This is a genomic window from Pseudoalteromonas shioyasakiensis (assembly GCA_013391845.1).
Lineage (GTDB): Bacteria > Pseudomonadota > Gammaproteobacteria > Enterobacterales > Alteromonadaceae > Pseudoalteromonas > Pseudoalteromonas apostichopi.
Map to the genome: position 1 here is coordinate 2,733,751 of CP058414.1, position 15,899 is coordinate 2,749,649.

Below are 15,899 nucleotides of genomic sequence, written 5' to 3' on the forward strand. Positions count from 1 at the left end.
AAACGCGCCAACACAGGCGCGCTTTATATTAATTAACCAATAAATTAGCTGTTATTTGAGCCATCATTCTTAGGGCGACGTCTGCGCTGAGAATTCTCCCCTACAGACTGACGCTTAGCCCATGGGCTTTGTGTTTGCTCGTCACTTGCTTTCTTGGCATTAGATTTTTTCCCAGAACCACCACGGCGTGGACCTATGCCACTGCCATTGCTATTTGGTTTTTTACTATCCGACTTAGGCTTAGAAAACGGCTGTTTGGCTTTTTTCGGCTTTTTGGGTTTAATTGGGCGTGCATCAAGCTCTCGTTCAGGTACGGGATTGCTTGGTTCAAAACCGGCTTCAGTCGCGCGTGGGATCAATTCACCAATAAAACGTTCAATACCGTAAAGATCAACTGCATCTTCAGCTGTCACAAACGAAATAGCATGACCCGATGCACCTGCTCGGCCTGTACGGCCGATACGGTGTACGTAATCTTCATAAATATTCGGTAAATCGTAGTTAACAACGTGAGGTAGCTCAACAATATCAAGACCTCGGGCAACGATATCGGTTGCCACTAGTACGCGCACTTCACCTGATTTAAAGCCTTCGAGTGCTTTAACACGAGCGCCTTGCGATTTATTTCCGTGAATGGCAGCACCCACAATATCATCGCGTTCAAGCTGCTTAACTAAACGGTTAGCACCATGTTTGGTACGACAAAATACCAATACTTGTTGCCAATCGTTAGTACGGATCAAGTGGCTAAGTAATGCTGTTTTGCGCGATTTATCTAGTGCATAAACTGATTGAGTAACCGATTTAGCGGTCGTGTTTTTTGCTGCAACTGAAATTTCAACCGGATCGTTAATTAGCCCTTTTGCAAGTTCACGAATTTCATCAGAGAAAGTCGCTGAGAACATCAGGTTTTGACGTTTAGTTGGCAGTTTAGCAATGATACGTTTGATATCATGGATAAAGCCCATATCAAGCATACGATCGGCTTCATCAAGGATCAGTACTTCTAAATCATCAAACTTAAGAGCATTTTGATTGTGTAGGTCTAATAAACGACCTGGTGTTGCCACTAAAATATCAACACCTTTGCGAAGGCGCATCATTTGCGGGTTAATTTTAACACCACCATACACTACAAATGAGCTGACATTTGAATGCTTAGCATATTGCTCAACATTTTCGCTTACTTGCAAAGCAAGCTCACGAGTTGGTGCCAATACTAATGCACGTACTTTATTGCCACCGGCTTTAGGGCCTTTTGACAAGCGCTCAATTAGCGGCAGCGTAAAACCCGCGGTTTTGCCTGTGCCAGTTTGCGCTGCGGCCATAACATCGCGACCTTCAATGATCGCAGGGATAGCTTGTGATTGAATAGGCGTTGGTGCTTCATAGCCCTTTTCTAAAACTGCATTTACTAAAGCTGGTGATAAACCTAACCCATCAAAACTCATACTATCTCTCTTTAAAAAATTCAGCCGATACGGCGAAGTGGGCGCATTATACCTAGGATAGTCAATAATGCATGGAATTATTTACAAACTAGTACTTAATGGTGGATTTAGCAGAATAATTTTAGGTATAAAAAAAGCGGCTCTGATGCCGCTTTATCTTATATACCCAAACCACCTTGAGGTGGTTTGGGTATAGCTAATCTTTACTTAACACCAAGTTCGCGTAAACGCTCTTGTAAATAGCTGTCTGCAGTGTAGCGCTCAGAAAGCACAACATCAGGACGCGGGTGTAAGAATAGTGGTAACGAAATACGTGATTTCGTTGACGCTTTACCCGTTGGGTTGATCACGCGGTGAATAGTTGATGGGAAGTAACCACCTGACGCTTCTTGTAGCATGTCACCAATATTGATGATCAGGTTACCAAAATCACATGGTACGTCTAACCAACCACCATCTGTTTTTTGTACTTGTAAACCGGGTTCATTCGCCGCTGGTAATACAGTTAATAAATTGATGTCACCGTGTGCTGCCGCACGGATTGCACCAGGCTCTTCATCACCAGTCATTGGTGGATAGTGAAGAATACGCAGGAGTGTTTGCTCAGAGTCAGCAATCATATCTTTAAGGTCGATAGAGAACTTAGCACGCACCTCTTCTGGTGCTTCTGCCTGAACCCAACTTAATAATGTTGCCGCAAACTCATTGGCTAAGCGATAGTACTCACGGATTTCTTCTTCTAGCTGTGCTGGAACACGGCCTTTTGGATAAACGTGGTAGTACTCTTTAATATCTTTAACGGTAAAGCCTTTTGCAACTTCTGACACTGATGGTGGGAAGTAACCATCTTGTGTTTCTTTTGAAAATAAAAACTCATGCTTTTGCTCAGAATTAAAGAATTCTTGCCAATTTTTGTAAATAGACTCAACTAATGACTGAGGTATTGGGTGGTTTTTTAATACACCGAAACCTGTGTTTCTTAGTGACTCAACAAATTGAGCGGCCGCATCGCTCGCTTTATAATCAACGGTAGGTAAATGTTGCATTGTCTTTTCCAGTGAATAAGGTTCTAGAAGTCTGTGCTAAGCATAGCATTTCTTCATTATAGCGCTTCGCGAGAATAGAGAAACACAAGCAAAAACATAAGGACTTATGTCCGCCCCTGCCTAGCTTAGCTCCTTAAGTTTGATACAGATCAACTAAGCCTTTAAGTAGTATAATGCGTACTATTACATAAACTTTGATATGGTTAAAAAGACATGTTTCAACACGAAAGGATCGCTTATGTTCACAAGGCTGCAAATTTTACTTTTCAGTGCGCTCATACTCGTTACCAATCCGGTCACCTCAGCTGTGCAAGCAAACTATAAAGTCGAAAATATTAAAGATAATGTATATCGCTTTACTGCCGGCCATTATCATAGTGCTTTTATGATTGTTGATAACCTTGCCTTGGTAACTGATCCTATTAATAGCGATGCCGCAAAATACTTAAAACGCTATATAAAGAAAACCTTTAACGCAGATATCAAATACATGCTATACAGCCATAGCCATGTTGACCATGCGATGGGCGGTAATGAGCTAATCGATACCAACACAACTGTCGTCGCTCATCAGTTTGCAGCTGAGGACCTTAAATTGAATAAAGTGCCTACTGCCCTGCCTGATCTTACTTTTACCGATACACTCAAAGTCGATTTAGGTGATAGCTACGTGCAGCTTAATTACTATGGGCCAAATAATGGCCGTGGTAATGTCAGTATGCGCTTTATGCCTGCCAATGTACTTTATGTTGTTGATTGGATTGTACTTGGCCGCATGCCATATAAAAATCTGATTGGTTACGATATTAACGGCATGCTGCATTCAACCAAAGCCGTGTTAAATGAACCTGCGTTTGCTGCATTTATAGGTGGCCATGCTGATACAGGCAACCGCGATGATGTTGTTTCTTACTTACACTACATTGAAGACTTACACACTGCCGTTCGCGATGGCATGTTAAAAGGTAAAAACCTTGCTACCTTACAAAAAGAAATAAGCTTGCCCCAATACAGCCATTTAAAAATGTACCAGCAATGGCTACCACTGAATATTGAGGGTGTGTATAACAACCTTGTCGAGATGGGCTATTTTAATTTTCGCAGCGATATTGATGCTCAGTTTTAACTGAGCATCAAAAACGTGCCAAAAACGTATTAAGTTCTCTACTCATGCGTGCGACAAGCGCTTCTGGGCCACCATCATACATATCGTTATGGCGCGAATCTTTAAGCTTAATTTGCGTCACTGGGTATACAGCGAGTTCTTGCTGCGTAAGCAATACGTTGCCATCTGCTGGGTAATCGCTACCACGTAGTGTCAGTACAGCAATATTTTTGTTCCTTGGGGTCAGCATACGACGATGATCGAGGGTGATCAATTTAGAAACCTTAGCGGGATAAATAGCGGCATATAATGCTGCAATATCCCCCCCATTTGAGTGACCAAATAAAGTGAGCTGATTAAAGTCATACTCACCATAACGCTTTGCAAGTTCTACGGCTAAAAACTCAAGGGTTTGTACACCACGGTGCCAGTTTTCCATGCGTGTGGTCATGTAGGGTGGCTCAGGGTTTAAACTCGGATCGCCTTTTAACTCATGAGCAACTTCAACCGTTAAATAACCATGCTGATGGAAGGCCTGCTGGGCAAATTGATAGTCTGTATGCGCCATACCATAGCCTGCCCCAATAAACGCCACTGGGCACTTTTTCTTTATCGTGCATTTGCTATCGGCTGCTGTAATGGTCACCGGAATATGGCGGGTGCGCTCAGTATCAAACAGTATCTCTGTTTGATTAGCAAAGGCTTTCTGCCCGCTAAGGGTTAAAGCGAGTATTAGCGCCGCCTTTTTAATATTTAACATTCTATGACTGCTCTAATTTGAATTCTAAGCTACGTTTAACCATAGGCCACTCACCATCAATAATTGAAAACACCACGGTGTCGCGTACGCATCCATCGGCCATAATTTGGTGATTACGAAGCACCCCATCTTGTTTCGCTCCTAAGCGGGCAATGGCATTGCGTGAAGCCTGGTTATGCCAATGGGTACGAAACTCAACAGCAATCACATTAAGTGTTTCAAATGCATAACTCAGTAGCAGTTTTTTACATTCAGTATTAACACCAGTACGCTGAAAACGCTTGGCATACCAGGTGTAGCCAATTTCTAAACGGCGGTTTTTACTGTCGATATTACAAAAGCGAGTTGAGCCTATCACCTCATCGGTGTGTTTATCGATGACAGCAAATGGTATTGCGCGACCAAGTGATTGTTGTTCAAACGCCATACTTAAATAATCGTCAACACGTTCTTCATTGGGCACCGAGGTAAACCAAAGCTCCCAAAGCTTTCCATCTGAAGCGGCGTTTACTAAAGCATCACGGTGCTCAAGCGTTAACGGCACTAATTTAACAAATTGACCTTCCAAAAAGATGGGACTTAAATCCATAACTTTCCTTAACTTTAATCCACCAGCTCGATGTCGAGCCCTGCTAATAAATCCAAAGCGGCATAACGTTCAAATTTGGCCTTACTGATATTGTTAGCTGTTATATCAATAGCAAAGTGACTAGCACCTATAAAATTAGCTTTACTGAGATTGGTTTGTTGAAACAAGCTGTCACGAAAATCAGTATCAGTAAAATCAGCAGAAGATAAATCTGCATGTCTAAAATCAACATCTTTGGCAAAACAGCTACGCATTTTTAAAGCTTTTAAGCTAAGCTCAAAAAAGCTGCTGTGGCTAAGCTCACAGCCAATAAAACTCACTGGAGCACGGCTAGCGAGTAGCGGCCAATCAACATCAGTAAAGCGCACACTGGTTAATTTACACTGTTTAAAGTTCACTTCTTCGAGTGAGGTGTATCTAAGCCCAAGCGCAGCTAAATTACAGTTTTTAAACTCACACTCTATAAACCGGCAGTTTTCAAACTGACTATTGCTAAAGTCACAGTCGATAAATTCACATTGCTCAAATTCGCAATGCGAAAATGTTTGGTCTACTAGGTTTACTTCAAAGGTGTGTTCAAAATAAAGCGAGTGGCTTACGATCACGCGGTGGTCTCAATATCTTGTTTAAGCGCAAGAACTGCAATAAAAATAAGACCAAACAAGGGAATAAGCGCTAATAATCCACCAATAACGGCCACCACGATTGGTGTTGAGGTTTTACGCTTGCCTAAGTAATAGCTGATAGCGGCAAACACAGGGATTAAAATAACAATTATTTGGCCGATTAAAGTTGCATTGATATTCATTTTCTCTCCTTGAAGAACATACTAAATATTCATTTAAGCACAAAAAAACCCTAAGGCATATACCTTAGGGTTATTATTCATAAAGTCTTATAATTCAGTTTATTATGAATTATTCAGCGTCTTTCGCTACAACATTAATTGCTAGCTCAGTTAATGCATCTGCATTTGCTTTGCTTGGTGCATCTGTTAATAAACATGATGCTTGCGTTGTTTTAGGGAAAGCAATCACGTCACGAATGTTGTCAGTACCACATAACAGCATAACTAAACGGTCAAGACCAAACGCAAGACCCGCATGCGGAGGTGTACCGTACTTAAGTGCATCAAGTAAGAAACCAAACTTGTCTTGTTGCTCTTGTGCATCAATACCTAAGATTCTGAATGCTGTTTCTTGCATATCGGCATTGTGAATACGTACCGAACCGCCACCAACTTCGTAGCCATTTAATACCATGTCGTATGCATCTGATAATGCTGCAGCTGGGTTTGCTTCAAGCTCTTGGGCAGAAATACCTTTCGGTGCAGTGAATGGGTGGTGAACCGCATGCAATGTACCTTCGTCGTCTTCTTCGAACATTGGGAAGTCAACAACCCATAAAGGTTTCCAGCTATCAAGATCAGTAATGCCTAAATCAACACCAATCTTAAGACGTAATGCACCCATTGCTTCGTTTACAACGTTGCGCTTATCAGCACCGAATAAAATGATATCACCAGATTGCGCATTAGTACGCTCAAGTAATTGGTTGATCACCTCTTCGTTTAAGAATTTAGCGATTGGTGATTGCACACCTTCAACGCCCGCAGCACGGTCGTTCACTTTCATCCAAGCTAGACCTTTCGCACCATAGATACCGATGAATTTAGTGTAATCGTCGATTTGTTTACGAGAAAGCTCAGCACCGCCTGGTACAGTTAATACAGCAACACGGCCTTTTTCGTCATTAGCAGGACCTGAGAATACTTTAAACTCAACGTCTTTTACTAAATCAGCAACGTCAACAAGCTGCATTGGGTTACGTAGGTCTGGTTTATCAGAACCATATAAACGCATTGCTTCGCTGTATGGCATCACTGGGAAGTCGCCTAAGTCAACGTCTAATAATGATTGCCACATTTCTGTAATCATTTTCTCAGTCATTGCACGCACTTCATCAGAGCTCATGAATGACGTCTCTAAATCGATTTGTGTGAATTCTGGCTGACGGTCTGCACGTAAGTCTTCGTCACGGAAACATTTAACAATTTGATAGTAACGGTCAAAGCCCGACATCATTAATAATTGCTTAAATAACTGTGGCGACTGAGGTAAAGCGTAGAAGCTACCTTTATGAACACGGCTAGGTACTAAGTAGTCACGCGCACCCTCTGGTGTTGCTTTTGTTAGTACCGGTGTTTCGATATCTAAGAAACCGTTGTCATCCAAGAAACGACGCACAAAGCTGCTCGCTTTTGCACGAAGCTTGATACGGTCGCTCATTTCAAGACGACGTAAATCTAGGTAACGGTATTTTAAGCGGCGCTCTTCAGAGTTTTGCTGATTAAAATCAAGTGGTAATGGCTCTGAACGGTTGATGATAGTTAAGCTTGTGCCTAAAATTTCAACTTCACCTGTTGCCATGTCTTTGTTTACTTGGCTATCAGGGCGTGCGCGAACAACACCTTTTAACTGCACACAAAACTCTTGACGTAGTTTATTCGCAGTATCCATTAATCCTTCTACTTCAGGATCAAAAACAACTTGTACTAAACCTTCTCTGTCACGTAAATCGACGAAGATAAGGCCACCAAGGTCACGGCGTTTGTTGATCCAACCACATAGTTCAACTTCTTGATCTACGTGAGATTTATTTAGCTGTCCGCAATATATAGAGCGCATAGTATTCCTGTCAGTTAAAGACTTATAGCCGCCTGCTCTTAAGAGTTCGCTATTTTGAGAGCAAAAGCCACTATACAAAGTAATCATTTAAGGCAGAGCATTATACCCAAACCATCGCAAAATGCGAGTGCCAGCAGTGCTTGTCGGGGGCTAAATATACGCCTCGACTTCTGAGCAAACATTTCTTTTGTTACACTAAGCAAAGTTTCAATTTATTGGTTGATTTAATGCTGTATTTAGGTTGTCCGCAGTGGTCTAGTACCGCATGGAAAGGAAATTTACTCTCTAGTCACTGTAAAAGCGCCGACATGCTCAGTGAGTATGCGCAATGCTTTAACTCAGTTGAGGGCAACACCAGTTTTTATGCTGACCCAAGTCATGAGTCATTATTGCGCTGGCATGATGCGGTACCCGAAGATTTTAAATTTACTTTTAAGTTTCATCGTCGTTTTAGTCACGAATTACAACTGACAAATATAAATAATGAACTTAATGCATGGCTAAACTTATTTGAGCCAATCTTTGCTAAAACGGGGCAAGTTATGTTGCAGCTACCCCGCGCCTTTGGACCAGAAGCACTGCCACTGCTTGCTAATTTTATTGCACAACTCCCCAAGCAACTTAGTTACGGTGTAGAAGTACGTCACCCAGGCTTTTTTAACAAAGATGATGCTGAAATTCGTTTAAATCAGCTATTAATTGAAAACAATATAGACCGCATAAGCATGGATACCCGCGCTTTATTTGCTGTACCCGCCGATACCGATGCACTCATTGATGCGCAAAAGAAAAAGCCTTATTTACCTGTGCATGCCATTGCAACAGGAGATCAGCCAATGCTGCGCTTTGTGATTGCCAGTCTTGAACATGAATACAAGTCGTATTACCAGCCATGGCTGAAAAAAGTAAAACAATGGCTTGATGAAGGAAAATCACCCTATTTGTTTTTCCATACCGCAGATAATCGCCAGTCACCACTTTTAGCAAGACAGTTTTGCCAAGATTTAGGTTACAATCACCCCGCGCTCGCGCCGTTTATAGGTGAACGCGAAGCAAGCCAAAGCAGTTTATTTTAGCGCTTAGTATAAAGCCCGATTTGTCAGAGAACATATGAAAGATTACAGCCGTTATTTTCAAGGTTACCCGCCCCACATCATTGAGCAAGTGTTACAGTTATTTAAGGGTGACAGAGCCGCAAAATACCTTAAAGGCAAATACCCTGATGCGCATAGCATTACCAGCGATAAAGCTTTATACAATTACGCCACTGAATTGAAAAAGCGTTACCTTAAAAATGCCCTGCCATTTGGCCGTGCCGCGTTCAAAAAACAAGGCGATATGGTCACAAATGCCTTAGGCACCCATACTTTCCGTATGCAAGGTAAAACCCGAAAACACGACCTTGCCATTAATAGCGATCTACTTCGCGCACCTGAACCACTTCTCAAAGCACTCGTCGTACACGAGCTGGCTCATTTTAAAGAAAAAGACCACAACAAAGCTTTCTATCAACTTTGCTGCCACATGGAACCGCAATACCATCAACTAGAACTGGATTTGAGAATATTCAGTGTGTTGGTAGGTGAAGGGAAAAATCCGTACTAAAGCTATCAGCTAAAAACATAAAACCTGAGGAATGAATGTTAAGCTATTGTTGTTCAAAAACACTAATAACTATCCTCCATCTCAATCAGCTAAAAACTGACGGCTGAAAGCTGACAGCTAGACTTCAATTACCTCAAACCTTTTCTGTCCTATCAGCTGACCTGACTCGGTAACCACTTTAACGACCCATTTTCCTGCAGCATTTGCAGGGAAATTCGTTTTATGACTCCAGGCACGATAGCCCTCTTTGCGACCACCAGAAATATCCAAGGCTATGCGGTCAACTTCTTTACGATTATGTACCCATACATGGAAGATTTTTTCATCTAAACCTCGAGGGGCTTTTACCGCACTAAAACTATATAAACCTTTTCCATGCAAGCTCTGCTCAGTGAGTTCTGTTATTGGCGAAAGCGGTTTACGGGCTTGTTCATCAAGCTGATACGACATGCTCATATCAGTTAAACGCAGTGCCGCAGGGGGTACAAAACTGCGTAATTGCCAAAGCCCAGCACTTAAAGCGCAAAGCAATAACACCAACAGTGGGAAACGCCACCATTTCGCATTTGGCATCAAATTGCCAAGACTTGGAATCGTTAAAATAACAGCCGTGATCAGCGCAATTTCAAAACTCTGGCTGGTCGTTAACTTTAATAAAATAGGTAAGGTAACCGACAGCACGACAAATAAAGAAAAGCTATGAAACACACTAAACCAGACACTGTGCCTTGCAAGCTTTTTGTAATAGAGGGGATCAACAACAGAAACGAACGCACAAAGTATAATTAAAGCGGTAAACGCGGCCTGACCATGGTCCCAAGTTGTCACCGCCAAGAAAAATGGTAAGGCAAAAAACAAACTTTCTTGCTGCACAACTTGAAGCGCAAAGCGCATCACGTTGGGCGACACCGCCACACCAAAACGCTCCTCTACTTTATCTCTTAGCCAGTTATCTATTAACAACCACAACCAAGTAACTAATAACAAAATAGAGATAAGCTGCGAAAACGACTCTTTTCGCTCAACAAAGACAAAACTTGCCACACCACTGCAAAAAGCCAACACAGCCATCAACCCCGGCCGCTTCTGCATCATGAAAACAAATTTAGTTATAAAGTTTTTTAAGTAATTCATGCAATCATCAAATCCATTTAAGGCTTAATGAGTAAAGCATAAATTGGATGAATGTAGGCTTTAAAAGGAGCTTTAAATTCAGCTTTAAGCCAAGACTAGTTACTCAACTGCCTATTGAGTTATTTCAGTTATTTAATTTATGTATAACGCACCAAAGCATTAACTTAATAAAAGCTGCAAAACCATATTTCAAACTCCGAGTTTAGTGCCCTCAATTGAATTTTACAGTTGCAATAAGCTTATTATAAAGCACTGAGTGTTTAGCACTTTAAACACAAAAAAGCGCGGTCTAAACCGCGCCTCTGTTTATTTTATCTGACGGCTGAAAGCTGATGGCTGACAGCTCAAGTCGTTGGGTTACAAACCAAGTTCTGCCATAAAATCATCATCTGCATCGTCTGCTTGTGATGATGCTTTTTGCTTTTCAGCTTTTTGTTTAGCTTCGTTCTCAATGATGTCATCTGGGTCAACGGCTTCTGAAATATCAAAGTCATGTAGCTTGATGAATTCAGTTTTATCCATTGCCAGCTCAAGATAGAAGATATTTTGCTTAGCTGTGGTGAATGTCACACGGCGTGCTTGCGGTCTATCCATGGTAGTATCAACAGAGATTTGAACCTGCTTGTTAATTGCCATCATCTTAGGTTGGTTTTGCGTGATAGAAGTATGCAGCTGGTCACGTACTTTTGACGTAAAGTCACCAACGATTTGGTTCATCAGCTCTCCGAGTACGTTCGCCACATCATCTGATAAATGGCTTTGTGCAATTTCGTCTTCTGGCATACCCATGTTACGCATGTAATCATGGTAAATTTCCATGGCTGCTTGCGCTGTGAAGTTTGTTACCACAAGACCGGTAAAGCCACCATCGAACAATACAAAACAGCCAATATCTGGGCGCATACAGGTGCGGGTGATTTTTTGAACCATAGCAGAATAACTAATACCGTTACCACTTGCTGAAGACAGAACTCCAGTCACTGAATGACACAGAGTTGATAAGATATCTTCTGTACTGATCACTTTGCTTTTTGTCATTAAACTTCTCTTTTTTGTACTTGTTATTGATAATTCTAGCCAAGCTACTGAATTTATCACTGACTATCCAGTTAAAAATGCTAAAATAGCGGTATTATTTTTTAAAGAGACTGTTCACGTGACGCAAAAAGACAGTATTTATGCCACTGAGCAAGCGGTTAAAGACTTTAGCTTTGACCAACATGTAGTAGAAGTTTTCCCTGATATGATCCAGCGTTCGGTGCCGGGTTACGCAACCATTGTTAGCACCATAGGTAAACTGGCTGGCGAGTACGCGCAAAGTAATTCAAACCTATACGACCTAGGCTGTTCACTTGGTGCTGTAACGTTAAGTATGCGCCGTAATATTCGCACCGATAACTGTAATATTATTGCCGTCGATAACTCAGAAGCGATGGTTGAACGCTGTAAATTACATTTACAAGGTTTTCGCTCTGACGTGCCGGTCACTGTCACGCTGGGTGATATAAACGATTTAGCAATCGAGAATGCTTCTGTGGTAGCGATGAACTTTACACTACAGTTTATTCCACCTGAAAAGCGCCAAGCAGTGCTTGAAAAGATTTATGCAAATTTAAAACCTGGCGGCGTTTTGCTGCTTAGCGAAAAAATTAGAGGTGAAAATGAGCAATGCGATAATTTGCTCATTGATTTGCACCATGATTTTAAACGTCACAACGGCTATTCAGAACTGGAGATCAGCCAAAAGCGCACGGCTATCGAAAATGTCATGCGCCCTGATCATTTATCTACCCACTTAAACCGATTAAGTGAAATTGGTTTTAGCCAAACGCAAGTGTGGTATCAATGTTTTAACTTCTGCTCGATGATTGCAATCAAGTAATCATCACAACGATATAAAGAGTATTTCATGTCTCAATGGTTTAACCAATTTTACGCTGCGATTGCACAAAGCCCGCTTAGCCACTGGCTCGAAACTTTGCCTGGCCAATTAAAGCACTGGGAACTAGAAGCTAGCCACGGTGATTTACCAAAATGGCAAAAAGTGCTGAAAAACTTACCTGAGGTAAGCACAAACCATGTGAACCTTCAGGATAAAGTACAAATTGGCACCGGTGATGAGCTATCTGAAGGCCAGCAAAAACAGTTAACGCATTTATTAAAGCGCATGATGCCATGGCGTAAAGGACCATTCAGCTTACACGGTATCGAGATTGATACTGAGTGGCGCAGTGATTGGAAATGGGATCGTTTACTGCCTCATATCGAACCGTTAAAAGGCCGCACTGTGCTTGATATTGGCTGTGGCTCAGGTTATCACTTGTGGCGCATGCGCGGTGAAGGCGCTAATTTTGTAGTGGGCATTGATCCATCCGATTTGTTCTTATGCCAATTCCAAGCGATTAAACACTATCATCAAGATGACAACGTGCACTTATTGCCGCTAGGTGTAGAAGCCCTGCCAGAGCTAAAAGCATTCGATACAGTATTTTCGATGGGTGTTTTATATCACCGTCGTTCACCTATCGACTTTTTAGCACAATTAAAAGCGCAGCTTCGTCCAGGTGGTGAGTTAGTTCTTGAAACTTTGGTTGTTGAAGGTGACGAACATACAGTTTTAGTGCCAACCGACCGTTATGCGAAAATGCGTAATGTATGGTTTATCCCAAGCACCGCCGCATTAAAACTATGGATGGAGCGCGTTGGTTTTAAAGATGTGCAAGTAAAAGACTGCGCAATCACAACGCTTGAAGAACAACGTAAAACCCAGTGGATGGAAAACGAATCACTGGTCGACTTTTTAGACCCAAATGACACCAGCAAAACCATCGAAGGTTACCCAGCCCCTCTTCGCGCTATTTTAACCGCGAAAGCTTAACAAATATCAGTTACAAGGCTGAAGGGTCATTTGCTTGATACTTTAGCCTTGTAACTTGAAAGCAAAAAAAACCGGACAACTGTCCTTGTCAAGTCGGTTAAAGTGATTTTTCAACTAGCCGCGCCATTGCAATTGTTGTAAAATACGCGCGTTTCTAAGCAACCCACATGCAACTTTTTTGAGGAAAACCTGTGAGCGAACAAAAACAGTCTCTTAGCTATAAAGACGCGGGCGTAGATATCGATGCCGGTAATGCACTTGTTGAGCGTATTAAAGGCGTAGTTAAAAAAACCAGACGTCCTGAAGTAATGGGCGGTATCGGTGGTTTTGGCGCACTTTGCGAACTACCAACTGGCTATAAAGAGCCTGTACTGGTTGCTGGCACAGACGGTGTTGGTACAAAACTACGTTTAGCAATCGATCTTAAAAAGCACGACACAGTGGGTATCGACCTTGTTGCTATGTGTGTAAACGACCTTATTGTACAAGGTGCAGAGCCACTATTTTTCCTTGATTACTATGCAACTGGTAAATTAGACGTAGATACTGCGGCTGATGTTGTAACAGGTATTGGTAAAGGCTGTGAGCTTTCTGGCTGTGCATTAATCGGTGGTGAAACTGCTGAAATGCCAGGTATGTACGACGGCGAAGACTATGACATGGCTGGTTTCTGTACTGGTGTGGTAGAAAAATCAAAAATTATCGACGGTACTAAAGTTGCTGCAGGCGACCAATTAATCGCACTTGCATCAAGTGGTCCTCATTCAAACGGTTTCTCATTAATTCGTAAAGTCCTTGAAGTATCTGGTGCAGACACAAGCGCTGAACTTGAAGGCAAAGCACTTGGCGATCACCTTTTAGAGCCAACTCGCATCTACGTTAAACAATTACTTGAGCTATTCAAGCAAGTTGATGTACACGCGTTATCTCACATCACAGGTGGTGGCTTCTGGGAAAACATCCCGCGCGTACTTCCTGAGTCTGCAAAAGCAGTAATCAAAGGCGACAGCTGGGAATGGCCTGTAGTTTTCAACTGGTTACAAGAAAACGGCAACATTACAACACACGAAATGTACCGTACATTCAACTGTGGTGTAGGCATGGTATTAGTTGTTCCAGCTGACAAACTTGAGCAAAGCTTAACAATTCTTAAAGATCTTGGCGAAAATGCATGGCATATCGGTGAGATCCAAGATGCAAAAGCAGGCGAAGAGCAAGTAGAAATTTTAGGTGGTCGTGACTAATGACCCCTTGTCGTCTTGTTGTATTAATTTCTGGTAGCGGTTCTAACCTTCAAGCCATCATTGACGCGTGTGCGCGTGGTGAAATTAAGGCCGAAATCGCCGCTGTAATTAGTAATAAAGCCGACGCCTATGGCCTTGAGCGAGCAAAAAATGCAGGTATACAAACTCGTGTACTTAGCCATAAAGATTTTGACTCGCGCGAGGCCTATGATGCTGAGTTAATGGACATTATTGACAATTTTGAACCAAATCTAGTTGTATTAGCTGGTTTTATGCGTATTCTTACTCCTAGCTTAGTGCAAAAATTTAAGGGAAAAATGTTGAACATTCACCCTTCTTTGTTGCCTAAGTACCAAGGGCTGAATACCCACCAACGAGCGATAGATGCAAAAGATGACGTTCATGGTGTTAGTGTTCACTTTGTCACAGAAGAGCTAGACGGCGGTCCCGTTGTTCTTCAAGCCAAAGTTCCGGTACTCGAAAGCGATACCGCAGAGACACTCGCACAACGTGTTCATCAGCAAGAACATATAATCTATCCATTGGTGGTCAAGTGGTTCAGTGAACAACGACTCAAGATGGAAGCAGATTATGCAGTTTTTGACGAAAAGAAACTTCCTGCACACGGCGCGCACTACCCAGAATAAAAATCTAAGTGCCCTACTTGCTTGTGTGGGCACTTTATTACTTCCTACCAGTGTTTTAGCTGGCGACCTCACTCAATACCAAGCAGAATACGATGTACTTCGTAAAGGCGAAACCCATGGTAAAGCAGTCCGCGAGCTTAAAAGAGCCGCAGACGGTAATTACGTGATCACTTATCACAGTGAAATCGAATGGATGATTTTTTCGGACTCACGAAAAGAAACATCAATGTTTACTTATCATGATCACAAAATCTCTCCAGTAAGTTACACTATGGAGCGCTCGGGAACAGGGCCTGATAAAGAATACAGCTTAAAATTTGATTCAACTCAAAAGCAAGTGCAAAGCAATCAAAGTAAATACCCACTTAAAATTGATTGGTCTGATGATTTTCAAGATTCACTGTCTTATCAAGTACAAGTCCGCGAAGAACTAAAACAAGGCAAAACGCAATTATCGTATCCATTGATTGATAAAAAAGGTAATCTGCGAAATTACGACTTTGAAGTTGTGGGCACAGAAATGATTTCGCTGCCAATTGGTAATGTAGAAGCCATTAAAGTAAAACGTTTATACGATAACGATAAGCGTCAAGCGCTAGCTTGGTTTGCTCCTGAAATGGATTACATGTTAGTTCGTATGTGGAAAGGTGAAAAAGGGGTAGAACAATTTGAAGTGCAACTTAATTCATTCACTGTGACCACACCAGTCTCGTTAACAAATCAAGAAAGTAAAGAAGCGCCCTAATAGCGCTT

At 42.0% G+C, this 15,899-nt stretch carries 17 protein-coding genes; 8 read left to right on the plus strand and 9 right to left on the minus strand.

All coding sequences use genetic code 11. The features are described 5' to 3' along the window. Nucleotides 1-44: 44 nt before the first annotated feature. Nucleotides 45-1,451, minus strand: a complete 1,407-nt coding sequence (locus HYD28_12455) for a DEAD/DEAH box helicase (protein QLE09705.1) — start codon at nt 1,449-1,451, stop codon at nt 45-47. 203 nt (nt 1,452-1,654) lie between these two features. Next, a complete protein-coding gene (locus tag HYD28_12460) occupies nt 1,655-2,497 on the minus strand; it encodes an isopenicillin N synthase family oxygenase (protein ID QLE09706.1) in 843 nt (280 codons plus the stop codon). A 238-nt stretch (nt 2,498-2,735) separates the two neighbouring features. On the opposite strand from HYD28_12460, the gene HYD28_12465 reads away from it, so the two are divergent. Then, nucleotides 2,736-3,623, plus strand: a complete 888-nt coding sequence (locus HYD28_12465; GenBank protein ID QLE09707.1) for an MBL fold metallo-hydrolase — start codon at nt 2,736-2,738, stop codon at nt 3,621-3,623. A 7-nt stretch (nt 3,624-3,630) separates the two neighbouring features. On the opposite strand, the gene HYD28_12470 is transcribed toward HYD28_12465, so the two are convergent. From HYD28_12470 to aspS, 5 genes are all read right to left on the minus strand, one after another. Further along, nucleotides 3,631-4,362, minus strand: a complete 732-nt coding sequence (locus HYD28_12470; protein QLE09708.1) for an alpha/beta hydrolase — start codon at nt 4,360-4,362, stop codon at nt 3,631-3,633. Between the two features lies 1 nt (nt 4,363). Beyond that, on the minus strand, nt 4,364-4,951 hold the full coding sequence (locus HYD28_12475; GenBank protein ID QLE09709.1) for a GNAT family N-acetyltransferase: 588 nt from the start codon (nt 4,949-4,951) through the stop codon (nt 4,364-4,366). 14 nt (nt 4,952-4,965) lie between these two features. Continuing rightward, on the minus strand, nt 4,966-5,553 hold the full coding sequence (locus HYD28_12480; GenBank protein QLE10556.1) for a pentapeptide repeat-containing protein: 588 nt from the start codon (nt 5,551-5,553) through the stop codon (nt 4,966-4,968). Beyond that, a complete protein-coding gene (locus HYD28_12485; GenBank protein QLE09710.1) occupies nt 5,553-5,759 on the minus strand; it encodes a hypothetical protein in 207 nt (68 codons plus the stop codon). The genes HYD28_12480 and HYD28_12485 overlap by 1 nt, the downstream gene beginning before the upstream one ends. 109 nt (nt 5,760-5,868) lie before the next feature. Further along, on the minus strand, nt 5,869-7,638 hold the full coding sequence (aspS, locus tag HYD28_12490) for an aspartate--tRNA ligase (GenBank protein QLE09711.1): 1,770 nt from the start codon (nt 7,636-7,638) through the stop codon (nt 5,869-5,871). A gap of 227 nt (nt 7,639-7,865) precedes the next feature. Here aspS and HYD28_12495 point away from each other — a divergent pair, with 227 nt between their 5' ends. Continuing rightward, nucleotides 7,866-8,714, plus strand: coding sequence for a DUF72 domain-containing protein (locus tag HYD28_12495; GenBank protein QLE09712.1), 849 nt, complete (start codon nt 7,866-7,868; stop codon nt 8,712-8,714). A 34-nt stretch (nt 8,715-8,748) separates the two neighbouring features. After that, on the plus strand, nt 8,749-9,243 hold the full coding sequence (locus tag HYD28_12500) for a M48 family metallopeptidase (GenBank protein ID QLE09713.1): 495 nt from the start codon (nt 8,749-8,751) through the stop codon (nt 9,241-9,243). A gap of 117 nt (nt 9,244-9,360) precedes the next feature. On the opposite strand, the gene HYD28_12505 is transcribed toward HYD28_12500, so the two are convergent. Further along, the gene (locus HYD28_12505) at nt 9,361-10,377 is read right to left on the minus strand and encodes a DUF2914 domain-containing protein (GenBank protein ID QLE09714.1); all 1,017 of its coding nucleotides are present in this window, start codon (nt 10,375-10,377) and stop codon (nt 9,361-9,363) included. A gap of 357 nt (nt 10,378-10,734) precedes the next feature. Continuing rightward, nucleotides 10,735-11,415: a DUF3334 family protein gene (locus HYD28_12510; GenBank protein ID QLE09715.1), complete on the minus strand. Its 681-nt coding sequence runs from the start codon at nt 11,413-11,415 to the stop codon at nt 10,735-10,737. A gap of 118 nt (nt 11,416-11,533) precedes the next feature. Between HYD28_12510 and cmoA the strand changes: the two genes are divergently transcribed. The 5 genes from cmoA (at nt 11,534) to HYD28_12535 (ending at nt 15,891) form a co-directional block, all read left to right on the plus strand. Then, on the plus strand, nt 11,534-12,259 hold the full coding sequence (cmoA, locus tag HYD28_12515) for a carboxy-S-adenosyl-L-methionine synthase CmoA (protein QLE09716.1): 726 nt from the start codon (nt 11,534-11,536) through the stop codon (nt 12,257-12,259). A 27-nt stretch (nt 12,260-12,286) separates the two neighbouring features. Continuing rightward, nucleotides 12,287-13,255, plus strand: a complete 969-nt coding sequence (gene cmoB, locus HYD28_12520) for a tRNA 5-methoxyuridine(34)/uridine 5-oxyacetic acid(34) synthase CmoB (protein QLE09717.1) — start codon at nt 12,287-12,289, stop codon at nt 13,253-13,255. A 191-nt stretch (nt 13,256-13,446) separates the two neighbouring features. Beyond that, entirely contained in the window at nt 13,447-14,499 is a 1,053-nt protein-coding gene (gene purM, locus HYD28_12525) for a phosphoribosylformylglycinamidine cyclo-ligase (protein ID QLE09718.1), read from the plus strand. Then, entirely contained in the window at nt 14,499-15,146 is a 648-nt protein-coding gene (purN, locus tag HYD28_12530) for a phosphoribosylglycinamide formyltransferase (protein QLE09719.1), read from the plus strand. Before purM ends, purN begins: the two co-directional genes overlap by 1 nt. Next, a complete protein-coding gene (locus HYD28_12535; protein ID QLE09720.1) occupies nt 15,091-15,891 on the plus strand; it encodes a DUF3108 domain-containing protein in 801 nt (266 codons plus the stop codon). The genes purN and HYD28_12535 overlap by 56 nt, the downstream gene beginning before the upstream one ends. The last annotated feature ends 8 nt before the right edge of the window (nt 15,892-15,899 follow it).